Annotated in this window: 22 protein-coding genes and 4 pseudogenes; 10 read left to right on the forward strand and 16 right to left on the reverse strand. The window is 39.0% G+C overall.

What is annotated here, in order from left to right; genetic code table 11:
- Positions 1–94: 94 nt before the first annotated feature.
- The 3 genes from AWM76_RS08570 to tcrY form a co-directional block, all read right to left on the reverse strand.
- The gene (locus AWM76_RS08570) at positions 95–298 is read right to left on the reverse strand and encodes a heavy-metal-associated domain-containing protein (RefSeq protein ID WP_039935897.1); all 204 of its coding nucleotides are present in this window, start codon (positions 296–298) and stop codon (positions 95–97) included.
- A 364-nt stretch (positions 299–662) separates the two neighbouring features.
- Positions 663–3131 (reverse strand): heavy metal translocating P-type ATPase, encoded by a 2469-nt coding sequence (locus tag AWM76_RS08580; protein ID WP_004262484.1) that lies wholly within the window; start codon positions 3129–3131, stop codon positions 663–665.
- Between the two features lie 12 nt (positions 3132–3143).
- Positions 3144–3599 carry a copper-responsive transcriptional repressor TcrY gene (gene tcrY, locus AWM76_RS08585; RefSeq protein ID WP_004262479.1) on the reverse strand — a complete coding sequence of 152 codons (456 nt, stop codon included), beginning with the start codon at positions 3597–3599 and terminating at the stop codon, positions 3144–3146.
- Between the two features lie 200 nt (positions 3600–3799).
- Here tcrY and AWM76_RS10560 point away from each other — a divergent pair.
- Positions 3800–3931, forward strand: a pseudogene (locus tag AWM76_RS10560) (ATP-binding protein); the annotation flags it as partial.
- A gap of 823 nt (positions 3932–4754) precedes the next feature.
- Here AWM76_RS10560 and AWM76_RS08595 read toward each other — a convergent pair.
- Positions 4755–5645, reverse strand: a complete 891-nt coding sequence (locus AWM76_RS08595; RefSeq protein WP_039935896.1) for a DegV family protein — start codon at positions 5643–5645, stop codon at positions 4755–4757.
- Positions 5646–5671: 26 nt separating this feature from the next.
- Positions 5672–5887 (reverse strand): annotated as a pseudogene (locus AWM76_RS10835) (TetR-like C-terminal domain-containing protein); the annotation flags it as partial.
- Between the two features lie 152 nt (positions 5888–6039).
- Here AWM76_RS10835 and AWM76_RS08600 point away from each other — a divergent pair.
- On the forward strand, positions 6040–7359 hold the full coding sequence (locus AWM76_RS08600) for an IS1380 family transposase (protein ID WP_005232990.1): 1320 nt from the start codon (positions 6040–6042) through the stop codon (positions 7357–7359).
- 654 nt (positions 7360–8013) lie between these two features.
- Here the strand turns inward: AWM76_RS08600 and AWM76_RS08605 are convergent.
- The 5 genes from AWM76_RS08605 to AWM76_RS10570 form a co-directional block, all read right to left on the reverse strand.
- The gene (locus tag AWM76_RS08605; protein ID WP_039934709.1) at positions 8014–8904 is read right to left on the reverse strand and encodes a fructose bisphosphate aldolase; all 891 of its coding nucleotides are present in this window, start codon (positions 8902–8904) and stop codon (positions 8014–8016) included.
- A gap of 189 nt (positions 8905–9093) precedes the next feature.
- Positions 9094–9288 carry a hypothetical protein gene (locus AWM76_RS08610; protein ID WP_003141178.1) on the reverse strand — a complete coding sequence of 65 codons (195 nt, stop codon included), beginning with the start codon at positions 9286–9288 and terminating at the stop codon, positions 9094–9096.
- A gap of 31 nt (positions 9289–9319) precedes the next feature.
- Entirely contained in the window at positions 9320–10324 is a 1005-nt protein-coding gene (gap, locus tag AWM76_RS08615) for a type I glyceraldehyde-3-phosphate dehydrogenase (RefSeq protein ID WP_060779398.1), read from the reverse strand.
- Between the two features lie 408 nt (positions 10325–10732).
- Positions 10733–12091 carry a DUF1541 domain-containing protein gene (locus tag AWM76_RS10730; RefSeq protein ID WP_003143498.1) on the reverse strand — a complete coding sequence of 453 codons (1359 nt, stop codon included), beginning with the start codon at positions 12089–12091 and terminating at the stop codon, positions 10733–10735.
- A 448-nt stretch (positions 12092–12539) separates the two neighbouring features.
- Positions 12540–13753 (reverse strand): IS3 family transposase gene (locus AWM76_RS10570; RefSeq protein WP_235585488.1). Its coding sequence is split into 2 segments (ribosomal slippage): positions 12540–13468 and positions 13468–13753, totalling 1215 coding nucleotides; the frame shifts between segments, so codons are not numbered across the junction.
- Between the two features lie 16 nt (positions 13754–13769).
- Here AWM76_RS10570 and AWM76_RS08635 point away from each other — a divergent pair.
- A complete protein-coding gene (locus AWM76_RS08635; protein ID WP_060779417.1) occupies positions 13770–14621 on the forward strand; it encodes an IS3 family transposase in 852 nt (283 codons plus the stop codon).
- Positions 14622–15006: 385 nt separating this feature from the next.
- On the opposite strand, the gene AWM76_RS08640 is transcribed toward AWM76_RS08635, so the two are convergent.
- Both AWM76_RS08640 and AWM76_RS08645 read right to left on the reverse strand, forming a co-directional pair.
- On the reverse strand, positions 15007–15915 hold the full coding sequence (locus AWM76_RS08640; RefSeq protein WP_060779399.1) for a cation diffusion facilitator family transporter: 909 nt from the start codon (positions 15913–15915) through the stop codon (positions 15007–15009).
- Between the two features lie 38 nt (positions 15916–15953).
- Positions 15954–16268 (reverse strand): ArsR/SmtB family transcription factor, encoded by a 315-nt coding sequence (locus AWM76_RS08645; RefSeq protein WP_003143660.1) that lies wholly within the window; start codon positions 16266–16268, stop codon positions 15954–15956.
- Between the two features lie 365 nt (positions 16269–16633).
- Between AWM76_RS08645 and AWM76_RS08650 the strand changes: the two genes are divergently transcribed.
- The 5 genes and pseudogenes from AWM76_RS08650 to AWM76_RS08665 all read left to right on the forward strand — a co-directional run bounded on the left by AWM76_RS08650 (position 16634) and on the right by AWM76_RS08665 (position 22373).
- Positions 16634–18559: a heavy metal translocating P-type ATPase gene (locus tag AWM76_RS08650; protein ID WP_060779400.1), complete on the forward strand. Its 1926-nt coding sequence runs from the start codon at positions 16634–16636 to the stop codon at positions 18557–18559.
- A gap of 258 nt (positions 18560–18817) precedes the next feature.
- Positions 18818–19381 carry a recombinase family protein gene (locus AWM76_RS08655; protein WP_039935500.1) on the forward strand — a complete coding sequence of 188 codons (564 nt, stop codon included), beginning with the start codon at positions 18818–18820 and terminating at the stop codon, positions 19379–19381.
- Between the two features lie 563 nt (positions 19382–19944).
- A pseudogene (locus AWM76_RS11090) lies at positions 19945–20127 on the forward strand (multicopper oxidase domain-containing protein); the annotation flags it as partial.
- 156 nt (positions 20128–20283) lie between these two features.
- Entirely contained in the window at positions 20284–20967 is a 684-nt protein-coding gene (locus AWM76_RS08660; protein ID WP_039935508.1) for a response regulator transcription factor, read from the forward strand.
- On the forward strand, positions 20964–22373 hold the full coding sequence (locus tag AWM76_RS08665; protein ID WP_003142441.1) for a sensor histidine kinase: 1410 nt from the start codon (positions 20964–20966) through the stop codon (positions 22371–22373). The genes AWM76_RS08660 and AWM76_RS08665 overlap by 4 nt, the downstream gene beginning before the upstream one ends.
- 88 nt (positions 22374–22461) lie before the next feature.
- Here AWM76_RS08665 and AWM76_RS10860 read toward each other — a convergent pair.
- From AWM76_RS10860 to AWM76_RS10585, 4 genes and pseudogenes are all read right to left on the reverse strand, one after another.
- Positions 22462–22878, reverse strand: a pseudogene (locus AWM76_RS10860) (NusG domain II-containing protein).
- Positions 22879–22917: 39 nt separating this feature from the next.
- Positions 22918–23151 (reverse strand): SHOCT domain-containing protein, encoded by a 234-nt coding sequence (locus tag AWM76_RS08675; protein WP_003142439.1) that lies wholly within the window; start codon positions 23149–23151, stop codon positions 22918–22920.
- Positions 23152–23195: 44 nt separating this feature from the next.
- Positions 23196–24035, reverse strand: coding sequence for a prolipoprotein diacylglyceryl transferase (gene lgt, locus AWM76_RS08680; RefSeq protein WP_003142438.1), 840 nt, complete (start codon positions 24033–24035; stop codon positions 23196–23198).
- Positions 24036–24078: 43 nt separating this feature from the next.
- On the reverse strand, positions 24079–24471 hold the full coding sequence (locus AWM76_RS10585) for a M23 family metallopeptidase (RefSeq protein WP_003142437.1): 393 nt from the start codon (positions 24469–24471) through the stop codon (positions 24079–24081).
- A 316-nt stretch (positions 24472–24787) separates the two neighbouring features.
- Between AWM76_RS10585 and AWM76_RS08690 the strand changes: the two genes are divergently transcribed.
- Positions 24788–24991 (forward strand): hypothetical protein, encoded by a 204-nt coding sequence (locus AWM76_RS08690; protein ID WP_003142436.1) that lies wholly within the window; start codon positions 24788–24790, stop codon positions 24989–24991.
- Positions 24992–25007: 16 nt separating this feature from the next.
- A complete protein-coding gene (locus AWM76_RS08695; protein WP_003142434.1) occupies positions 25008–25655 on the forward strand; it encodes a TIGR01906 family membrane protein in 648 nt (215 codons plus the stop codon).
- The last annotated feature ends 28 nt before the right edge of the window (positions 25656–25683 follow it).

Raw genomic sequence — 25683 nt, forward strand, 5'->3', positions numbered from 1 at the left:
GCTAATTCCTCCTAGGTATCAATACCTAGGAGGAATTAGCTGACAGCTTGTAAATGAATATACGTGTGACATTCGCACTAATTATAGTTCGTTTCTATTTCACTAACGAATATTTCGTATCGGCTAGCGCAGCGACAAATCTATTTTCTAAGATTTCGGATTGGCTTTCGATCGTGGCTTTTTTATTAGCCAAATCGATTTTTACAGATTCTACTCCCTCAATTTCCGCAAATCTTTCTTGCACCGTGTTCGCACAACCTTCACATTTCATACCTTCAATCAATACTTCTTTTTTCATCATTCATTCTCCTTTTTCTTTTAATTTTTTTATCTTCTTCAAATCGAAGAAGGTCAAAAATAAATCCAATAAACAATTAACCGGCCGGAAAGTCAAAGTGGATTTCTCTACAACAGTGACAGTGAGCCGCTTCAATGATTCCCTTTAATAACAGAGGCACGTCCATCAGCGAAGAAAGGAAACTTTTTCGCGTGACATTCTTACTTATATGGACGAAAATCATTTTTTTGTGTATTCCGCTAAATATTTTTTCAACGGTCGATTTGGCCATAAGCTCCTCTTCTATTGCTTCGGCGCACTTAACACAACCAATCCCTTCAATAATCAACCTAGGTCTCATCTTTGTCATCCTTTAACAGTTGTTTCACTTAACAGCCGAAGGTTTAAATCGTTTCAAGCGTAAGGCGTTTAGTAACACAGACACCGAACTGAAACTCATTGCGGCTGCCGCAAACATTGGACTCATCAATGGTCCGCCGAAAATATACAAGAGACCCATCGCAACTGGAATACCCACAATATTGTAAGCAAAAGCCCAGAACAAGTTTTGTTTAATGTTTCGTAGCGTTGCATGACTTAAATCAATCGCAGTCAATACAGCGGTTAAATCATTACGCATAAGGACAATATCAGCCGATTCAATCGCCACGTCTGTACCTGATCCAACTGCAATACCGATATCTGCTTGAGCTAATGCGGGTGCATCGTTAATGCCGTCTCCAACCATCGCTACCTTCTTGCCTGCCTCTTGTAGTTTTTTGACTTCCTCTGCTTTATCTTCAGGTAATACTTCACTTAATACACTGTCTATACCCACTTGCTTAGCAATCGCTTTGGCTGTACGTTTGTTATCTCCAGTAATCATGATTACTTCAACACCGCGTCTTCTAAGTTCTTTAACAGCCTTCATACTATTTTCCTTGAGTGTGTCAGCTACTGCGATAATTCCAGCTAGTTCTCCATCAACAGAGAGATACATCGGTGTTTTTCCTTCGTCTGCTAAACGATCGGATTCTTTTTCCACACTTGATAAATCAATCTTTTGCTCTAGCATCAGTTTACGGTTTCCAATGTACATATCTTTGCCCTCAATTTCAACTCGAATCCCGTGTCCTGGAATCGCTTCAAAATGATCTGGTTTAGCTAATGTCATGTTCTCTTCTTTTGATTTCTGTACGATGGCTTCACCTAATGGGTGTTCAGAACCTGTTTCACCGGAAGCTGCATAATATAAAAGATTTTCTTTAGTAATAAGAGGAGTTACCAAAATATCTGTCACGATAGGTTTACCTTCTGTCAGTGTCCCTGTTTTATCAAATACAATCGTGTCTAAATTATGAGTGGTTTCTAACGCCTCACCACTTTTTATCAAGACACCATGTTCTGCCCCTTTTCCGGTTCCAACCATAATACCTGTTGGAGTCGCCAAACCTAAGGCACATGGACAAGCAATGACAAGGGTTGTTATGATAACGGATAAAACAAATATTCCAGATTGACCTGCAATTAACCAAGCAAACCCTGCTAAAACGGCTAATGCTATAACAATCGGTACGAAGTATCCGGTAATGATATCGGCCATTCGAGCAATGGGTGCTTTAGACCCTTGAGCATCTTCTACTAATTTTATGATTTGAGATAGAGTTGTGTCACTTCCCACTCGAGTCGCTCGGTAATCAATGGAACCATTTTTATTGATACTAGCCCCAATAACCTCGTCTCCACTTTCCTTTTCCACGGGGATACTTTCTCCTGTCAGCATTGATTCATCGACTGAAGTGCGTCCCTCAACAACAACACCATCTACAGGCATACTTTCTCCCGGACGAACTCGAATAACATCTCCTAAAGCAACTTCGTCCACAGTAATCTCTTGTTCCACACCATTACGTATTACTCGAGCTGTTTTAGGAGCCAAGTTAATTAATTTTTCAATAGCTGAGGACATTTGCCCCTTTGAGCGGTCTTCTAAAAATAGCCCTAATGTATGGAGCGCCAAGATAACTCCAGTTACTTCATAATAAAGTAAATCGGAAAAGTTGCCGTAACCCAGGCCTGTCCCGATTGTCGCAGCAAGGCTGTAAACAAATGCAGCCGCCGTACCAAGCGCAATCAGGGAATCCATATTTGGGTGACCTTTAAATAAACTTTTAAATCCCTTCTGGAAATATTCCCAGCTTACTACCATTATCGGCAAAGTCAGAATAAGTTGTAAAAGAGAAAAATTAAATGCATTTATCATTGGGTCAACGATATTTGGTAGAGGCATACCGACCATATGACCCATGGATATAATTAATAAAGGGATTGTAAGTATAATGGATATCCAAAAACGATTAAAAAGTTGCTTCAATCTTTTTTCTTTTTTCTCACGCTTCTCTGCTCGTGAATTATCTTGAGTATCCGTAGTCTCTAATACGGCTGCATAACCACTATTGGATACAGCACCAGTCACATCAGATACTGAAATTGCCGACGGGTTATAGGAAACTTGCATTTTTTCTGTCGCTAAATTGACGGAAGCTTTATCTACGCCCGACAACTTTCCGACGGCTTTTTCAATTGTCTGTGCACAGGATGCACAGGTCATCCCTTCAATTGCAAAGGTTTGCGTCGTTCCTTCTTGGGCAATCAGTTCATACCCTGAATTATCCACTGCTTTTTGTAGATTTTCTACCGAAAAAGTTGCTTCATCGTACTCTATACTTAACTTCTCTGTTGCTAGGTTTACGGAAGCCTGTGTGACCCCACGAACCTTTTTTGCTGCTTTTTCTACTGTCTGTGCACAAGACGCACAGGTCATACCTTCTATGGCAAATGATTTATTCTCCAATTTTTTCGCTCCTTATTCTCCATGATGATGTAAATGGCAATCGCATTGCCCTTCTGCACACTGACAATCAACTTCTTCTACTGCAAAAGCTTTTTTCATCTCTAATATTTCTTCTAGCCGTTGGATATCATCGAAACTTAAAGTATGATCCTTAATGATACTCTCTATTACATTCCCGACATTCTTCCGACAAATACGATCGAAAATATCGTTTGTAAAACTTCTTACCGCTTCTTTCTCTTCGATATTTGCCGAATAAATATATTTTCTACCTTCTTGTTCTGTATTCAGTGCGCCTTTTTCCACGAGTCGACCTAAGAGCGTTTTGGTTGTCGCTTGTTTCCAGTCCATTTTCTCTTCCAATATAGAAATGACTTCTTTACTAGTCACTCGACCATTCGCCCAGACTACTCGCATAACTTCCCATTCAGCATCGGTTATATGAAGGTCTCCAGCTATAGTACTCATATTCTCTCCCTCTTTCGTTTACGCTCGTAAGCATTAATGTTAAATAGAGTTTACACTAGTAAACGATTATTGTCAAGAGTTTATGTAAATGAATAATTTGTGATGTATTATTTTTCCTGAATAATTCATACTTTTCGTTGAAACATGTGCCAACTGCCTAACGGCAGCTTAAATTTACTTTTTCATTTTCACCTGAAGGTTGGCATGAAAAAATCAAACACACTCAACTAGCCGATGCGATTCTGGATCGAATCAAGCACAATTCTCACCAAATCATAGTTGATGGTGAAGTATCCATGCGAGAGCGTCACGGTTTGGAGGGCATGAAATGATTCCGATTGAAGTTGAAACTCGTATCGCTCTTTTTTTATTTTCGACGATACCTTCCAGAAGATATCGATTTAAATCTATCCTCGTTACTCCTACCTTATTACTTAGAGGACGAAAAGCAGCCTTCGGCTGATGAAATGGTTAATTTAGCCACTAAGTTCCTTGAACAAGCTATGAAGGAATACGAATAATCTATTAATTTATTTTAAGATGAAAAACAGAGCTCATATTGGGCTCTGTTTTGATTAATTTCTTATTCTCTTCAATCAATTAGCGGAATGGACGACAACTTTCGCATTCAGTGGACGACTATTCCGCATTTACTGGACGAAACTAGTCGCCGTACTCACTTATTTTTTATTATACCACCGATACTATTCGTCAGAATATCCTCAGATTCATTGAGCTCGATAATAATCGGTGTCGTATTCATAGTTCCCTAGGACATAATAATTCCGTTGAGTTGGAGCGGTATCATGCATCATCAAGCCAGTGTGTCCATGATATTTTCCTTTTTGCAACTCAAAATAGTATGTGCTGTGGATCTAGTTTCTTTTTACTTCGGTGAACGGTTAATTTTGTTTGCCAGCATGTAATAACGTGTCCCCTTATACGACCTCGATCACTACTGACACCAGCACCCGGTTTTTGATCTCTTTATAAAGACTTTTGTCCTTAGTATCAATGAACGTGATAAATCGCTCAAAGTGCTGGAATCTAAGGATTTCTAGGTATCGTCCCGACGTATCGAAACCACGCACTCTATGTGTGTTGTAGCTTAGCTATCGATGCAAAATAATATGTGAAGTGGGAAGTTTAAAGGTTTCATCTATTTTTTCTTGAGTCTCCCCAGAAGAAGAGTGCCACAGTTCCTGGACCGGTATGTGAACCTATTGTAGTTCCAACATTATTTATTTCAACCTTGTTCTTCAAGTTGGGAAATGATTCCTCGATTAATCTCGCGACTTCTTGAGCTTCAGTATTAAAAGCAGAATGAGATATATAACATTTATCAGAATATTCAAGATCTTTAATAGCATGATTTTTCATTTTATCTACAATTAAACTAATTACACGTCTCTTACCTCTTACTTTTTGTTGAGGAGTTAATTTTCCATTTTCATCCATATTTAACAATGGACAGATTTTAAATGTTGTTCCAACAAATCCAGATGTCTTTGAGATTCTTCCTCCTTTAACATAAAAAGATAAATCAGTCGAAAAAAACCAATGATGTAGATTCAGTTTGTTATTTTCTACCCAGTCATACAACTGTTCAAGTGTGTATCCGTCGTCCCTTAGATCTGCCAGTTTATCCATCAATAAACCATAACCAGACGATGCCGCAAGAGAGTCAACGATGTATATTTTTCGATCCGGATATTCCGCTTCCAATAGTTGCTTTGCTGCACACGCTGAATTATATACTCCAGATAATCCTGAAGACAGTGATACGTGTAAAATATCCTTCCCTTCTTTCAGAAACGAAGAAAAGTAATCTACAAACTCTCCTACATTTACTTGTGATGTTTTCGTCTCAGCCCCATTACTCATTGCTTTATAAAAATCGTCATATGAAATCGACTTACCAAGATCATCTTTATATTCTTTTCCATCTACCATAAAATGAAAACAAACATAATTTATACCACGACTGTTGAAGTGCTTTTCTGTTAAGTCTGCAGTCGAACAAGAACTTAAAATAAATTCTGACATCATCTTACCTCTTTTCTCTTCTCACATTAGCCTTTAATGAAATAATTGAATCCATTTGCAGAAAGTTCAGAAAGTTTAACTGAAATCTCATCAATAGACACGTTCTGATTGTTTCTAAACCAAGTTTGATATACAGCTATAATCCCAGCTATTGTATAGTCAATGATCATATCTTTATCAATCTCGTCCAAATCAGCAAACATGGTTTTATTCCTCTTGATTATTTCCTTAAGTTTTTTCCTGAATAATTCATACTTTTCGTTGAAACATGTGCCAACTGCCTAACGGCAGCTTAAATTTACTTTTTCATTTTCACCTGTTAAGTGATGAAAAAAGAACCCCATTCTGATATGGTAAAGGTGTCTAAACTAACCATAAGAAAGGAGTTCTCTTCATGATTAGCTTACACAAAAACCAGGTAAAATTCAATTCAAACATCATCATTTCGCATACAGGTGGTCGCTTATCGAGTGATTCGGGTTTAGTCTTAGTTAAAGAAGTAATGGATACCTTCAAGTTTTCTGATTTGGCAAAATCACTTCTGGACATTAAAGATAACCGTGCTTACTACACGCATGATAATTTAGCGATATTAGAACAGCTCATTATGCAATTGATTGCTGGTTATTCGGCAGACTCGTCGGCTAATCTGTTACGACAGGATCCAGTCTTTCAAATGGTGTTAGGCAGAAAACAATTAGCCTCACAATCGTCAATTTCACGGTTTCTGGATCGTTTCACCACGGAAAATGTGGGTCAATTACAATCATTAAATCAGTCACTCATTGATAAAGCGCGTTTGATTCGCAATGACACCGAGTTAATCATTGATCTCGATTCCACTCATTCAGATACCTTTGGCCATCAAGAACTAACAGATTATAATGCACATTATCAAACCTACGGTTACCACCCATTAGTTGCCTTTGACGGACTGACTGGAGATTTCTTAAAAGCTGAACTGCGTTCAGGTAATCAGTACACATCTAAAGGGGTGAAAGCCTTTATCGACCCATTGTTACACCACTACAATGAATCGATACCGAATACTGACATATTGGTTCGTGGGGACAGCGGCTTCGCAACACCAGAGGTGTATGAGTCTTGTGAAGAAAATGAAAGTCAGTATGTGATCCGATTAAAGAACAATCGGAGGTTAAGTCAATTAGCTGAGCAATCCGTTCTTTACGGGGATAACCAAAAATGGGAAGATCGGGAAGTTCAGTATTTTTCAATGCCTTATCAAGCACAATCATGGTCGAAACCCCGTCGTGTCTGTATTCGATCAATCCGTGAAGCAGGAGAACTCCTCTTTCAACACGCATTCATTGTGACTAATCTATCCGATAATGTCTCACCTGAAGTCATATTCTCTCTTTACGGCAAGCGAGGGACAATGGAGAATTTCATCAAAGAAGCGAAAGGTGGCTTTTATTTCGATAAAACAGATAGTCCACGCTTCTTAGAAAATTATGTCAGAATGATGATTAGTCTGCTTGCATACAACCTCATCAACTGTCTAAAGACTATCGGCTTTGATAAAAAGAACCAAGGGATGACTATTCATTCCATCCGACTAACATTCCTTAAAGTCGCTGGCAAACTTGTGCAAACAGGCAGACGAGCCTATCTAAAATTGTCGAGTTATCATGTGTATCAAACTGAATTCTATAGGGTCTTCGAGCGCCTACGGCGATCCAGTCAATGGATTTAAATCAGTCATCACGTTAATTTTTTGAATCAATCGTCTACAAGGGAGAAGTATGCCTTCAAACAAACAAGAGAATCGTAAGAAGGTTCATTTAGTTAAAATCTACTTCGAGAACGCACTATTTTGTAGAAAAATTCCCAATTTTTCCAAGAACGATTAATTTATTCAAGAAACCAGCTTAAATTATAGAGCTATGAATTATTCAGGTTTTTTATAACTTTTTAACTTTCGTTTCGATGCGACACGCCTGACGAAAATATGGATTGTGTTTTAGTTCATTAATTAGGGATTAGATCGTCGGACACTTCTCTTTTAAAAAAGCACCGAAAATAAGCTTTTTCAGAGTGTCGGCGGATAGACATCCCACTGTACGGGTTTTCTATCCCCCGATTTCATTTTGATTACAAATTTGAGCCTAACAGGCTCAAGGGGTCACAGCATCGCAAATTATTCATCTACAAACTATTTCAGCTTTAAACACAAAAAAGCAAGGTGAGAGCCCTGCCTTTTTACGTCTTTATCGGACTATAATTGTATGAGTAGCTCATTGGGGAGTACCATCTTAAAATCTAGGAGAATGATATGCTACTCTCTGTCTATACTATAACTCGAATGTAAGTTCTGGTATATGAATATTGTAAGTTTTTTTGCAAAGATTTAGTTTTTTACAACAGAAGCTTCATAAATAGAATCCACTGCTTCTTTTAGTTTTGCATCAAAGTCTGCATCACTTTGATTAACAGATAAGTCCTGCGTAAGCGCCCGTGAAAAACTTGCTATAACATTGTCATTTTGACTAAGTATTTCGTTCGCTTCGTCTCTTTCATAACCACCTGATAAAGCAACAACACGTAAAACTTGTGAATGATCGGCTAATTCTTGATATAAATTAGCTTTCGTTGGGATAGTTAATTTCAACATCACATAATCATCAGTAGCTAATGCATCTAAATGGTTTTTAATGGATTGTTTTAAATATTCCTCAATTTGTTCTTTATCTTCAGAATGAATATTCACTTCAGGTTCAACGATAGGAACTAAGCCAGCATCAATTATTTCTTGAGCAACTTGAAACTGCTGGGTGACTGCATCATCGATGCCTTTTTCATTATATGAAAGAATGTTTGAACGCATTTTTGTACCAAACATATTTTGTTCTTTTGCTTGTTTAAGTAAATTATTAAGTCCTGGAATTGGCTTCATTAATTGTACGCCATGTTCTTCATCTGCAAGTCCTTGATCTATTTTAATAAACGGAACAATTCCTTTATTGCTTAAATAATCTCCAGCATACTGACCTTCTATCCTATTATTCATCGTATGTTCAAATAAAATCGCGCCAATAATTTTATCCGGAGTAAAAGATGGAGATGTGATGATTCGTGTACGCATTTTGTGAACAAGATCAAACATTTCATCGTCATTTGAATACTGGTCTTCACTGACCCCATAAGCATTCAGAGCTTCTGGTGTACTACCACCGCTTTGATCAAGTGCCGCGATAAAGCCGTCTTTATTCTTTATAGTATCAAAATGTTCTTGATTCATTGATAAATTCCCCTCCATAGATTTTCTGAAATTCCCATAGTTATCCTTCACTAATTAGTTTATTAAAAATTTTCATCCTATACCGCCGATTTCATTTTTATTACAAATTTGAGCCTTACAGGCTCAAGGGGTAAACATTCTAAATAACAGGTCTTCTTTGCCTATTATCGCTGTTATTACATTTTCTGATTATAAAAGTGGCAGGGCTAACGCAATTGCCCCAATAATAATCGCTGTCCAGTTGAGTCCTTTCTGTGGGGAAAATAGCCCGATGATTCCTAGAACGACTGCAGCTACTCCCATCCATACCGGTTGCCAAAAGAAAGCGATTATCCCTACAAGAATTCCAATCCATCCTAACCATTGCCCAGTTGTCTTATTCATAATTTATCTTCTCCTTATGCATATTTTTTAATTATTTATTTAATCGAGAAACATATTCTGTTAAACGCACCAAATTAGAAACAAAACCATGTTCGTTATCGTACCAAGCAACTGTTTTAACCAATTGTCCCCCATTTGCATCTAATACTTCTGTTAACGTTGCATCAAAAACGGATCCATGTGTAGTCCCCACGACATCGGAGGAAACAATTTCATCCTCAGTGTACCCATATGAATCATTCGCGGCTGCCTTCATCACTTCGTTAATCTGATCAACGGTTACCTCTCTATCCAACACCGAGAACAGTTCTACAAAGCCCGCAGTAATGACAGGAACCCGTGTGGTGGTACCCGTAATGATCCCTTTAACCTCTGGAATGACTTTTCCTAATGCGTTGGCAGCGCCAGTCGTAACAGGAATAACATTTTGAGCACCTGCGCGACTTTTACGTCCCCCGGGAGCATCTTGCATGTTTTGTGTCGCTGTATAGGCACGCGATCCTGACATCAGGCCTCGTTGAATCCCAAACTCGTCCACTAATATTTTTGTCATTAAGGCTAAACCATTTGTCGTACAGGAAGCGGCGGAAATAATTTTGTCACTTGGACTCAAAATTTCTTGGTTGACACCAAAGACAACGACTTTCGTTTCTTCATCTTTAGTTGGTGCTGAAATAATTACTTTTTTAGCTCCAGCGTCTATGTGTGCCTGTGCTTTTTCATTAGTTGTGTAGAAGCCTGTACATTCCAAAACGATATCAATGTCCAAATCGGACCATGGTAGTTTTTTGGCATCCTTTTCTTCGAATGTTTTAACTTCTTTGCCATCAACCAGAATTGAATCGCCTCTTACCTCGATATCATAAGGGAAAATCCCATAGGCAGTATCGTATTTTAAAGAGTAGGCTAAATCCTCATTATTTGTTAAATCATTTACTGCAACAACCTGTAGTTCTGAGTCCCTCAACTCTTTAATACGGCGAAATGCTAAGCGTCCAATACGACCAAACCCATTAATTGCTATTTTAGTAGTCATTATATTCCTCCATTTAATTTTTTAATTATGTACTATTTTTCTTAATGAATATGTGCTGGTTATCCTTAATTAGCAGCCAAAGTTTAACATTAACCCCTCCTCTACGTCTACTCGTGTAAACCATAAGTTGACTTTAGTTTACATTAGTAAATGATAGCTGTCAAGAGTTTTTTTGAAATAGCATTTTTTTATGATCTTACTCTGACAAGTTTTCTAGATTCTTAAAATATCTTATAGAGGTTATAAAAATGAACAAGCCAATTATAATAATTTCTTCTGATATTGTTATTGATATATATTTTAATTTAACAAGGAACATAAAATCCCTATACAAAAGAAGGTATCACTAAGTCTTCTCATATACAGGGATTTTTTCTATATTTAATTGATCGCACATTTTTTGGATTATTATTCTTGACCTAGTTCCTCTTCAACAAACCATTTATGATTACGAACAACTGCTCCGCCATCTGTTGGTTGGTAATCCACCATATAAACATTCGTAGTTACAGCGTCATCAATTATTGCAGTTGCTCCTTCCATACCTTCCATATGGTCGGCTTCTAATGTCACTTCTTCTCCAGGTTCAAATGCGCCTTTGGTTGACTCAGAAATGTCTTCGTGGATAACCCAGCGATGATTTTCCACTCGTTCTCCACCATTGGTTGGATTGAAAGAAACTTCATAAACCGTCGTAGCAAATACGCCAGAAACAGTTGCTTCGGCACCTTCCATTCCAGGCATATGATCGCGCTGAAGAATAACAGATTCTCCTACTTCGTACATCGGATTTTCAGCTTCTTCCAAGCCTTCTGTAATTTCTCCCGACTCATCATGCTTCATATCTCCCATATTATCCATATCTCCCATATTATCCATATCTCTTGTTTTTTTGGACTCACTAATTATCTGGTTCTCATAGCTATCTTCTAATGATGGTTGATTTTCAAGTGTATAGTTAGCAAATATTAAATCAGCGTTTTTAATATTAAATGCTTCAGTTAAATCGTCTACTGAAAAATTAGTACTTTGAGAAATCGCCCAGAGAGTATCTCCCCAAACCACTTCGTAATTTTGAAGTTCTTCTAATGTATCGTATTGGGAAACATCTGCTTGTACTTCTTCTACTGTACGCGCTCTCCAAAATTGGCTTGAGTCTTGTACTTCTTCCCCTAATTCTTCTTCTACTAGCCATTTATGATTTTCAACAGTATCGCCTGTTTCTGTATCCGTGTACGTGACCATATAAACAGTGGTGTCTTCTACCGAATCAATAGTTGCGGTCACCCCTTGCATACCGGGCATATGGGAAGCTTCTAGAACGACTTCGTCACCTGCTTGGTAAGGCTCGTCTTGGGCATTTTCAACTTCCTCGTGTACAACCCATTTGTGATTGGCGACTTCCTCTCCTGTTTTGGTATCGTTATAGGTGATTTCATAGGCAATTGAATCAAAGGCACCTACAACCTCACCTGTAGCTCCCATCATTCCTGGCATGTGATCGGTTTGAATCGTTACTTCGCTTCCTTCTGGATAAGTTGGATTTTCTGCCTCTGCCAATCCTTCTGGAATTTCCCCAGATTCATCATGTTCCATACCTTCGTGGCCTGTTTGAGATTTATCCGTTGTTTCGCTAGCCACCGTTTTCGAGCCAGTTTGAGCAGCATTATCTGCATCATCAAGTGTATTCGCGCCTACCTTATTCACTAGTGGATAAGAACTTAATAATGCTACAGATAAAAGACTACTTATAATTGTTTTTTTCATACGATTTCTCTCCTTTTGGTAATACTACCTTTGTTTACGAATGTAATTGAATGAACTTACATGTAGTTTATAATTACCCCTTATCATTGTCAAGCACTTTGATTTTTATCAATTACAAATGAAGACTTATCACTGTTTTTATTATCTCATCAATATTTAAAAAGCGATACCATAATAAACACGTAGATTAATTTAGAAACCAAAGACAACAAATTATCCCTTAGATCACCTATAAATCCCTTATTAATGCCCACTAATTTTAATTGTTTTTAAAGTACTTCTTTTACAAGTTCAGTCAAGCCCATGTGGAATGTCAACACATTATTGAACAGAAAATATAAAGTGTAAAAGATAATTAAGTTCACGTTCTTTTTGCCTCTCTCAACCGAATGGCGGAAGCCTTTCGTTCAATCGATCGGCTAATTAATGTAACAGTCTGTGTCCACGACTACAAGGGCAAGACCACCCTTTCCGTCCTGGCCTCATACTGTTTTGACTCAGTGGCCGACCGATAGACGAATGACTTATCTCTTCCATTTTCAGACTGTTCTTCTTCCCAAGTTTTACGATAGTCTATGGGAGATTCGTAGTTTAGTGCGCCATGCGGACGGAAATTATTCCACCAATGGACGTAGTCCATAAGTTGGACCTGCAGTTCATAGAGTGTATCGAATCGATTGTCGTAGACAAATTCAAACTTAAACGATTTATATGTCGATTCCGCTACGGCATTGTCATACGGATTTCCTTTTCTACTTAACGAGCGTTCAATGTCAAAGGTATCCAATAATTCATCGATCGTATGGTTATCAAATTCTTTTCCTCGATCGGTATGAAAAGTGTTCACCATATGTAGATCGCCCTTAACTGTCGCCAGGGCCTGCATGACTAAGTCAGCGGTCTTATGCGGTCCAGCGGAATAACCAATGATTTCACGATTAAATAAATCAAGGATAAAACATACATAAAACCACTTAGTAGCTACTTTGACGTAAGTCAAATCCGTGACGATCACTTTCATCGGCTCTTCTTGTGAGAACTCACGGTTCAGGATGTTTTCGATTCTAGCTTGATTAACACCGGTTCTCTGGGGTTTGTAAGACGGCCGGTTATATTTTGAGACGAGATGGAATTTTTTCATTATACGACCGATACGACGGCGAGAGACAGTAAAACCTCTCTTTTCAAGTACAGGTTTCAATTTCCGCGTGCCGAACGCATTATTACTTCTTGCGAATTCTTCAATGATTGCTTGTTCGAGTTCTGATTCACTTTCTTTCTTTTTGGCTTCATAATAATAAGATCCTCTGTTAATTTTGAGGGCACGGCACATCGCTGATATAGAATACTTATGTTTGTTTGCTTTGATTACTTCGACCTTCGCCCGAATATCAGCGCCGCTTGCTTTAAAATATCATTTTCCATTTCCAATTGAGCATTTCGCTTCTTTAAAGCTCTCAGTTCTTTTTGTTCAGGGGTCAGATTGTCCTGAACTTTGAAAGAACCCGATTCAGTATTCTCGCGGACCCAGCGGTCGAAAGTGGAAGGGGTTAGTTCATATTCTGAAATGATTTCATTTCTTGGTTTTCCTGCTTTGTGTAGGTCTACGATTTGATGTTTAAATTCATCTGAGTAACTGCGTCTCTTTCTGCGCGTTGACATGATAGATTCCTCCAGTGTGTTTCTTTTAGTATACACACCTTATCTTTTCTGTCCAACTCAGTGTAACCTATCCACTAAACGCCCAGACAAGGATAAAGTTTACAAAGATGCTTTACTAGAACTAAGAGAGAAAAATAAGGATTATGGGTATAAAAGACTGACTCCCGAGTTAAAAAAATTAGGTTATCATATAAATCGGAAGAAAGTATTACGCTTAATGCGTGAATTAGGCATTCTTGTAACTGCCTTCTCACACAAAAGCAGAAAGTATAAGTCTTATAAGGGAACTGTAGGGAAAGTAGCATCAAATCGTTTAAAACGACGTTTTAACACATCAGTTCCACATCAAAAAATTACGACTGATACAACTGAATTCAAATACTATTATATAGACCAGTTAGGCAACACTCAGACAGGCAGACTTTATTTAGATCCTTATATGGATTTATTCAATAGCGAAATCATCAGTTTTCAAATAACAAAACGGCCTAACGGTGAAAGTATGATGGAAGCTTTGAAGGCAGCTATAGAACGTACAGATGATTGCATATTCAGAAGAACTTTTCATTCAGACCAAGGCTGGGCTTATCAAATGAAACGGTATTCAAAAACTTTAAAAGATAATGGTATCTTCCAAAGTATGTCTAGAAAAGAGAATTGTTATGACAATTCCCCAATGGAAAATTTCTTTAGTATACTCAAACAAGAAATGTATTATGGTCAAACTTATCATAGTTTTGAAGAATTGGCTGAATCAATTACCAAATATATCAACTATTATAATGAAGAACGAATTAAAGAGAAACTAGGATGGCTAAGCCCCGTCCAGTATCGCAGCCAATATACTAATTCCATTGTCTTTTCATAGTTTCACATAAAGTTTCAATCTATCAAGAGTCGCTCCGCTACTACTCTTGACAGATTGAAATTTATGAGAAGTATTGTCGACAAAAGGAATTAAGCCAAATTGCATGTATTAAAAAAGAGCTGACCAATCGGTCAACTCTCATAAAATTTAGTCTAACTTTTTGGGTCCACTATAAACCTCAGATACGTTTTTTTTACCGCTAATTCGCCAAACGGTTCTGTTGCAAAGTTTTAAATAAAGAATAAAATCCCTTACGGTATCTATGATACGCCCGTACTGGCCCGTTCAGATATCGGGATTGCGATGGGTGCCTTTGGTGTCGCTTCGATGTGGGAAGCTGCCTTTTTTGATTCTAAAATAGTCCTTTTTTCAATATATAAATACTTTAACTGCCATAAGCATACCCTTTTTCCAGTTCGTCTTTACTTGTAGTTATTTCTATTGTGATATGATCCTTTACACCCGATGTATGGGCAAGCTCTGCAATTTCTTCTTTGATTTCCCTAGTCTTGTTTATATCGGAAGAGTCTATAAGAACCGTAACGATAAGGGCATTTTCTTCTCCGTCCAGTGACCAAATGTGAAAATGAGAGAGGTCCTTTACAGCAGGAATATTGTTAATGGAGTTCGCCAGGTTCTCTACGTTTACATTTTCCGGCGAACCGTTCAATAAAATTTTCATTGTACTGAAAAATTCAGGTACAGTTTTATAGAGGATATAGAGTGCTATCAAAATCGATAAGATTGGATCCAGACGATATGCCTCGGTAAAGTTCATTAGAATACTCACAATCAAGACTCCAATCCACCCTAATACGTCTTCCAGCATATGGAGGTTCAACATACCCTCATTTTTGGATGTGCCTTTGCTTAAAATCCAAGCAGCATATCCATTCAATGCAATAGCTACGAGAGAAAGCCAGAACATGCCACTATAATTTACGGGTTGTGGGTCAAGCAAACGTGGCACACTACGATAGATCATAAAGAACGAGCCACTAATTAGCACAACGCCAGTTATCAGCGCGCCCAGTAAAGAAAATCGGTTATAGCCAAAGGTGAACCGTTCATCTTGTTTTTTCTCTGAATAACCTTGAAAAAACCAAGCGAATCCAATTGAAATAGAGTCCCCTAAATCATGAACGGCGTCAGACATAATGGACACACTATTGAAAAGAAACCCAAAGAAAAATTCACTTATGGAGAAAATAAAGTTGGTGAAAAAAGCAATTTTAATATTTTTTTTCGATTGATCCTGATGCGAGTGATTATGATTTTTATCTGATTTTGACATTTTAAAAACCTCCATTTAGTTTTATACCTTATTAGCTTTTATTGTTCTTGTTCATTGATATGAGTTAAGACTTGTTCGAGAATACTGAAAACATGAAGATCATCAAGACTGTAAACCATGCTTTTCCCTTCTCTTCTTGCCTTCACTAAACGTGAATCTTTCAATATTTTTAGTTGGTGTGAAATCGCGGACTGTTCCTTATCCAATGCAAGCACAATGTTTCCAACACTGAGCTCTTCTTTCTGTAAAAGAAAGAGAATTGACAAGCGTGTAGGGTCACTAATCACTTTGAATACTTTGCTTATTGATTGGATCTTCTCTTTATTGATTGGCGAAGTTGTTGATGTATCCATATGCTCTTATTCCTCTCACATGATTTTCCATTCATATATATAATACCACATGAGTAAAACGATGCTAGTTTTTTGTTTATAGACAAAATTAAGACTTTTGTATCAGCAATAGTAGTCCATTTGAATAAGAAGCATCTTGTCTTGACAAAACTCATACAGTGAGTTAATATGATTCTGTAAACACATGAATGTAAATTCATATATTTACAGAATCATTCCGATTTACAAATAAAAGGAGATGGAGACTAGATAAGCCCAAACCATATGAATCCTTGCCTTACTTAAGCAAACAAACGAGCTCAGAATTTGCAAGGCACAAAAAAAGTCAACAAAAATCAAAGAAATTTAATAGAAAGGTGATAGAAATGGAAACTACCAAAGAGCAACATTCACAGGAAAAAGAGAAACATAACCACGACCATGATCACAATCACGGGAAGATGCCTATTATTCTATACTTTATTGGTTTGGCATTGGCAATTGTTGCATTGTTCTTAAGTGGAGAATATCAATTAATTAAAAACATCATGTTCTCACTCGCCACAATTAGTGCGGGCTATCATGTCATTGTTCTGGAAGGTCTTGGGGAAACAATTGAGAACACAAAAGCAAATAATAAGTTCACGCCTAATTCTCATATTTTAATGGGATTAGCGGCTATAGGAGCTTCAGCAATAGGGAATTTTTGGGAAGGAACGTTGTTGATTCTCATTTTTTCAGGCGCACATTTCCTGGAAGATTACGCTGAAGGAAGAAGTAAACGAGAAATCACGAAATTACTCGAAATGAATCCAACGACTGCTCGGTTAATTTTGCCTGATGGGAATACAAAGATTGTTGATGTCAGTGAATTAAAAGTGGGAGATCAACTTCAAGTATTGAATGGCGATCAAGTCCCCATTGATGGCGTCATTTTGTCAGGCTCTACGTCCATTGATGAGTCGTCTATTAATGGAGAAAGTATCCCAAAAGAGAAGTCCAAAGGAGACTACGTTTTCGGAAGTACAATCAATGGAACAGGTACTTTCACAATGGAAGTCACTAAAGAAAATAAAGATACAGTATTTTCAAAAATTTTACAGTTAGTAAACCAGAACCAAGACAACCAAACAAAAGCTGCGAGTATAATCCAAAAATTTGAACCGAAATACGTTACAGTTGTTTTAATTGCCATTCCGTTATTCATGTTATTGGCTCCTTTTCTCCTAGACTGGACATGGTCACAAAGTATCTATAGAGGATTGGTCCTTTTAGTGGCAGCTTCACCCTGTGCTTTAGCAGCAGCTACTGTATCGGTAACTTTATCGACGACTTCTAACTTGGCCAAAAAAGGCGTCCTTTCAAAAGGTAGTTCTTACCTGTCTCAATTAGCCGATACTCAAGCCATTGCATTTGATAAGACCGGAACTTTGACCAAAGGAAAACCTGAAGTAACCAATTATTATTTTGCTGATTCCGTGAACGAAGAAAATATGATTGATATCGTGGTAGCTCTTGAAAAAGAATCCAATCACCCCTTAGCAGATGCCATTCTAAGAAAGTTTGAACAAAAAAATCAACTGACTATTGAAGTAGAAAATCAGATTGGTAAAGGGTTGACAGGAGATTACAACGGCAAAAATTATCGGATCGGAAAACCAACTTCATTTGACGAGGTTGCAAATGAATATATTCGTTTAAATAATGAGTGGGCATCAGAAGGTAAGACAGTCGTATATGTAGCAGAAGATGAGAATGTCATTGGACTTATAGCTCTCATGGACGTTCCAAGTGAACATGCAAAAGAAACTATTAAATACTTTAAAGAACAAGGCATACACACCACTCTAATCACTGGCGACTCAGAAATGACAGGAAAAGCAGTTGCTGAACAATTAGGAATAGATGAAGTAATCGCGAATGTCATGCCAGATGATAAATCTCGAATTATAGACGAGCAAAAAGAGAAATACGGCGTAACAGCAATGGTGGGTGATGGTGTAAATGATGCCCCAGCCCTTGTGAATGCAAATGTAGGGATTGCCATGGGAGACGGAACCGATGTAGCAGTAGAGGTGTCTGATTTAGTTTTAATGCAGAATGACTTATCTAAATTGGTTAAAGCTCATGGAATTTCTTCTAAAATGAATCGTGTCATATGGCAAAACATCCTTTTTTCAATGGCAGTCGTAGCCTTTTTAGTTGTAGTGAGTTTATTAGGTCTAACAGATATAGCAATCAGTGTCACTATTCATGAAGGAAGTACGTTGGTCGTTATTCTGAATGGACTTCGTTTATTAAAATCTAATTAATTCTATCAAAACCCATAAATCTAGGGTATAGTAATAACTGTCTGAAGTTAATATGCCTTTAACGTTCTAAAAACGTTAGAGGCATATTTTTTATAAATTACTTTGTCTCAAAAACAATCGATTATGAGACTGTTTTGAGAAGCGACTTTTTCTTCTCTAAAAGCGCTCTTTTTTAGTCTCAAAAGTTGTATCAAAATCTATGTATCTTTAACAACCCTTTGTGATACAATGAGAGTTAAAAAGGGGGGGGGTAGAACTGTGAGTGGATATATCTACGGATACGCGCGCGTCAGCACGCAACACCAGGATCTGAACCGGCAGCTAGACTTGCTAGCGGAACAAAATTGCAACGAAATCTTGACGGAGAAAATGACAGGGACTAAGAGCAATCGTCCTGAGTTGAACCGTCTAAAGGATAAATTGCGACCTGGGGACACGGTGGTGGTGGAGAGCTTCTCCCGCTTGGGACGAAGCACCAGGGATCTGATTGACCTGGTCACCTACTTCGAGGAGCAGGACGTGAAGCTGGTCAGCCTGAAGGAGAACTTCGATACAACCACCCCGCAGGGGAGGCTCATGATGACCGTCTTCCAGGCCTTCAGCCAATTCGAGCGTGATTTGATTGTGGAGCGGACGAAAGAGGGGCTCCAGAGTGGCCGTGCCCGAGGTCGGATAGGCGGAAGACCACGTGTGAACAAACGTGATATTGAACGAGCCGTGAAACTGTATGAGAGCAAAGCGTATAGTGGCAAAGAGATTACAGAAATGACTGGTATCAGTAAAGCTACTCTCTATCGATATATAAAGAGTAAGAAAAAATAATAATTACAACATGTAGGGAGCACTGCTGCAATAGAACCACACACAGCCAGGAGTAATTTGAGGTTCAATTATTAAACTTATATTCTATAGAAGAAAGAAATACTGATATGGTCACAATAACAAAGGAGATTTATGAACAAATAAAAATTGAACTTCCTATAATAGATAGAAGTTCCGCTTCACGAAACGAATCTGGAAAGTTATGGAGAAATTTGAGAAGTAAATAATCTATTCTATATAAAAGGACTAACGATACATATCAAGTAATCAAGAGAAAATAACGCATTTTAAGCCGGTTTCAGATTTAAAAGTGAGTCACTGTCCACAATACTAGCCTAAAATGCGTTTTTTTTACCCATATCTTTTGTTAAGATTTATTTTGCAACTTATAGTTATAAGAAATGAATATTGTAAAAAATGATTAGGTAGCGTTTATTAATCCATGTTCATAACTTAAGACTTTAGACAACATCCCAAAAGCAGAAGATTCTACTACGCCTGACAAAGTGATGACCTTTAGTGGCATGGTAAACATGGTCGCCATTGACGGCAAACAGTTCGACATGGACCGGATCGATTTACGCGCTAAGGTCGGGGAAAAGGAAGTTTGGGAGATTAAAAACACACGGGACATGATGGGTGGCATGATCCACCCTTTCCACCTACATGGCGTCCAGTTCAAGGTGATAATCCGGAATGGCAACGCCCCACCAGCCAATGAACAAGGTTGGAAAGACACCATCGCACTTTATCCAGGCGATAGCGTTAGGATTGAAGTCACATTCCCAGAAAAGGGGATTTTTTATTTACCATTGCCATATCCTAGAGCACGAAGACAATGGCATGATGGGTCAAGTTTTAGTAGAATGAAGATACCAACGAAATTGGAGGAGAAAGATTACGTGAAGATTTTAATTGTGGACGACGAAGCAAGCATTCTGGATATCGTGGAAGCCTATTTGAGTGCAAAAGGCTATCAAGTGTTTCGCGCTTTGAGCGGAAACGAGGCTTTAAAAAAGGTTGATATTGTCCAACCTGACTTGATTGTGTTGGATCTCATGCTGCCTGGTTTATCTGGCCTCGAAGTCTGTAAAAAAATAAGGGACTCCTCCACTGTACCGATTATCATGTTGACTGCGAAAACAGCCGAAAAAGATATCTTGGAAGGGTTAAGCCTGGGGGCTGATGACTACATCACAAAACCATTCAGCCCGAAAGAGCTGGTTGCTCGGGTCGAAACCGTTTTACGCCGTGTCCAACCAGAATACCGAGAAGAAAAGTGGTCTTTCGAAGAAGGTTTGCTGGTTATCTACCCGGATCGAAAACAAGTATTCAAACAAGGTGAAGAAATCATTTTGACCCCGACCGAGTATGCTTTATTAGCCCTTCTGGCCTCACATCCAAAGCGCATATTTTCACGGGAACAGCTGCTGGACGCTGTGAAAGGACTCGATTTTGATGGAACGGATCGGGTGATCGATACCCACATCAAAAATATCCGTCAAAAAATTGAGGACGACACGCGCAACCCCTACTTCATCTTAACCGCATATGGAACGGGGTATCGATTTGGTGGTCAAAAATGAAGCGAACCATTAAATGGCAACTCTTGCTCTCGTTTGTTTCTCTGTCCTTTATCTTAGTGGGGACCCTCAGCTGGATAACACTAAACTTAATGCAAAGCCACTTCGAAGACTATGTGCGCGAAAGGCAAGAATCAGAGTTAACAGCATACCAGACTGAGTTAGAAAACTTCTATCGGAAAACGGGTACTTGGGCAGATGCCCCTCCAACAATCCAAAATATTGGACGCGATGCTCTCCAGAAAGGCATCATCCTAAAAGTATATGACCATGCTGGCAACCAAGTATGGGGCCCCTCTCCCTCAGAGGAAGAAGAGTCAAAAAATAGGATTCAAACCCACCTCCTAAATATGGAGCAGATAATGGGCGATATAGAGAGTGGCTACGTGCAGACAATCGTTCCCCTCGGTAGCGAAACAGACCCAATCGGTTCTCTCGAAGTGCAATCCGTTGGACCTTTCGCTTACACGGAACATGATGCGTTATTCCTTGCCGATATGAGGAACAACTTGATTTTTGTAGCGATTGGGTCCCTAATTATCTCCTTATTTTTCGCGTTATTGATTGCCAAAAAATTAAGTTCACCAATCGTCAGAATACAGAATTTTACGACGGAAATTGCGAAGGGTCACTACAGTCACCTGGCGATTGAGGAAACAGGGATTCAGGAAATTGATAGCCTCTTGGATTCCGTGGATGAATTGTCTGGGCAACTCCAACGCCAACAAGAGATTCGTAACCGCCTTTCCTCTGACATCGCACATGAAATCAGGACACCATTGACGACTTTGAAAGGCAATATTGAGGCCATGATTGACGGGGTCTGGGAAGTATCGGAAGAACGCCTCTACCACTGTTACGAGGAAGTTAACCGCATTGCCCGCCTGATCGGACAAATTGATCGGATCAATGAAATTGAAAGCCATGAAAGCCAGCTGCAGAAGTCATCCTTTGATTTGCTAGAACTTACGCAACAAGTTGCCGGCACCTTTCAAGCTTTGTTGATTGAGAAGGGTATTGAATGTGCCATTAACGGAGAAGCGGTTTTAATTTCTGCTGATCGAGATAAGATTCATCAAGTGGTAACTAATCTCTTGTACAATGCAATTAAATTTACCCCTTCCGGTGGCCACATTGATCTTCAGGTTTCCCAAATTAGTGGCGTAGCTTCCTTTAAGATAACCGATACCGGTCAAGGAATCCCTCCAAATGAAATCAATCAAGTTTTTGAAAGGTTCTATATGGCTGAACCCTCTAGGAACAGGAAACTGGGTGGCCAAGGGATTGGTTTATCGATTGTTAAAGGAATTGTGAACGCCCACCATGGGACCATCTCTGTCGAAAGCACATACGGAAAAGGGACGACTTTTGTTGTCAGTCTTCCGCTAGAAAGCCACATAAAAGCATAAAAGAGGCACTCCCATTATGGTGGAGTGCCTCTTTTTTCCCTATTTGTTGGCAGTTTGATACATTTTGTTTGGCAAGGTTCTGCTTTTTTCACTGAGCCATCACATCTATGTCTGACTCTTCTGGATTTTCAGTTACAATTTCAATTAATAATCGGTGAGGTAGATTGAGACTCATCTCCCCAGGAGATTGAATCCAATCTCTTCGCACCGCAATCTGGTACGGACTGTTGTCTTCCTTATTTCGAATCCGTTCGCCGTCTATCTAGACAATATTGTATTTACCGGGTGCCGGATAGTAGGTAATGAGTCTGTGTTCCTCATTTCCTGTCAGCAGGAAACGATCCACCTCTTCGCCATTAATCGAGATAACCGCGTAAACATTGTTATTATCATTATTCGTCTGTTGGACTGCAAAGATAGCCGTCGGTAAAAAAGACAAAACAATAAGGAGGAAGATAATAACGACATCAAAGGGTTTTACCATTTTTATGTACTTCGTTATCATTATTTTTCCTCCTTTTTTATTTATCTTCTCGTCAGCAGTTTACTCCAAGTGCTTTTTACGCTTCAGGTATTCCTCTTCTGTCAGGTTTCCTTTGGCAAACTCTTTTTGTAGGACCTCCAAAGGCGTTTCTTTTTCAACCGTCCGATTCCCCTTATCGGAAAAAAGTTTAATGAAAAGATACACCACAATAATCACTAGGATGATCCAAAATATTCCCATAAACATCATGTACCCCATTCCGCCCCATGTCAAGCTGTTCCAATATTCCATCATGATAAAAACGCTCCTCTCTATATTTTAGACGTGGCCCATGTGATTTAGTGCTCTTCCTTCAGCTTCCATCCTTTTAGATAGTAGGCTTTTGGCGGATAATCCCGTCTACGGTAAATCCAAATGGCGATGGCGCCAACGAACAAGAGGAGGGACAACCCTTGGGACACCCTTAAAAAATCACCCATCCATAAACTGTCGGTGCGCATACCTTCGATAAAGAAGCGCCCCACCGAATACCAAATAACATAGCTGAGGGCCACTTCGCCTCGTCGCAACAAGTTTTTCCGATTCCTCAACATGATAATGATGACAAATCCTAGGAGGCTCCACAAGGACTCGTACAGGAATGTCGGATGGTAGTAGGTGCCATTAATTTGCATTTGATCAATAATAAACTTTGGCAGGTAAAGGTTCTCCAAAAAGGTGCGGGTCACTGCTTCCCCATAGGCCTCCTGGTTGATAAAGTTCCCCCATCGGCCAATGGACTGCGCCAACAGAACATAGGGCGCCAGTATATCGAGCATCAATGAAAAAGGTATCCCTTTTTTCTTCGTGAACCAGTACACGGCCAGCCCCCCTGCAATCAAACCGCCATAAATGGCGATGCCGCCTTGCCAAATGGCGATGATTTCAAGCGGTTTCTTGATATAATACTCCCATTGAAAAAGAACGTAATAAATTCTTGCTCCGATAAGTCCAAGGGGGATAGCCCACATTGCCATATCTGTAATGTCCTCTTCGCCCAAGCCTCTTTTCTTTCCTTCCTTAGAGGCAAGTGTGATGGCAAGCAACATAGCAGCCCCAATGATAATCCCATACCAGTAGATGGTGAATGGGCCAAAGGAAAACGCGACGCGGTCGATTGTTCCGACAATTGATTTCATAACTTACTCCTTACTGATTTTCATTCTGTATCCCGTTCGATAGTTATAAGCCCAAATAAGGCGCTGGATCGACCTGGATTCCGTTTTCGTATACTTCAAAGTGAAGATGGACGCCCGTAGAATCTCCGGTGGTTCCCATGATGCCCAGTTTTTGCCCCTGGGTCACTTGTTGCCCTGCCATTTGTAAGGTGAGCGCATCAATTTTTTCTTGAAGTACGATGGTCCCTGTTCGCAACTGCTCCTTCCTTGCTTCTAAACCATCCAACTTTACTTGTTGGCTGGTGCTTTCTCCATCTAATTCCCGCAGTTGCTTCTCAAGCTGCTCTTTCTCTTGTGTCAGGTCTTCAATACTTCGTGCATTTACATCCATAGGAAGAATGAGCAAACTCGATAAGAGTGGGATACTTATAAATTTGACAAGCTGCTTTCTGTCCATGTGTCCTCCTAGTTTCAGGCCAGGTGGCGAATGTTAACGAATGTTGCCTGTTATTTCAATCATTATAACGTTACAACTATATGAGACAGGAACCTCCTTTCTTACTTTTATTGACTATACCAATGAATTATGTAGATTTTATGGAGTTGCCCCATCTCCATAAGAATCACATAATTTTTTGTTATTCTTATCTAGAAGATGAGAAATAATCTTTGTTCTCACTCATTTGGTTTGATTTTTGCTTGTTTCAGGGTTTGCCATTCACAATCTATTTCGTTTGTAGCATTGGCATAAAAATAAAAGAGGAGTGTTGAAGATGGAATCAATTATATTTGTGGTACTGATGGTGGTTGGACACATGCTCATGATGTTTCTCATGCCTGGTATGCATGGCGGACATAATCATAAAGGACATGACCATACCGGCGACGCGGAGGATAAAAAGCGTCTGGAAGATGAAATCCAGCAATTAAGGGAAGAGCTGAGTGACACGAAAGCCCGATTAAACCAAAGAGAATAGTAAGGGGGCTGCTGTTTTGAGGCAAAAAATAATCTCCATAATTGGATTCATCATGATTTCGCTTTTCATCCTTTCCCTTTCCATCGCCGTCACCATCAACTTTACGCCGCTCTATTCGTTTGATATTGGTTACTTGAATATATCGGAATATGTAGGCATGCCGAAAGAGCAAATCTTAATGAACTATCGTATTCTACTAGATTACCTGAATACCCCATGGATAGCGAAACTGGATATGCCGGATTTCCCTAGCTCAGTTAGCGGGTTATTCCACTTCACTGAAGTGAAGAAGTTGTTTATGCTGGACTACCTGATTCTGATTACTTCAGGGATAGGCTCCTTCTGGTTTATGCAGTATCTAAACAGAGAAGGGCAATACTGGCGACTTCTTCGATACTTCCAGTGGGGAATCTTGCTTCCGCTGGGTGTTGTTTTGGCTCTATTGATCAACTTTGATGTGCTGTTTGTGCTATTCCATCAGGTATTCTTTAACAATGATGCTTGGTTATTCAATCCTAGCACCGATCCGATTATATTAGCTTTACCCGAAGCATTCTTTATGCATAGTTTTATATTGGCATTTGGAGTAATCGAATTTTTGTTTATAATAGGGTATTTCATTTCAAAGAAACAATGGATAAAATACGAAAAAAAGACTCCTTGAATGTAGAGGCCCCCAAAAGTTAGACCAA

It is taken from the genome of Aerococcus viridans, assembly GCF_001543285.1.
Classification (GTDB): domain Bacteria; phylum Bacillota; class Bacilli; order Lactobacillales; family Aerococcaceae; genus Aerococcus; species Aerococcus viridans.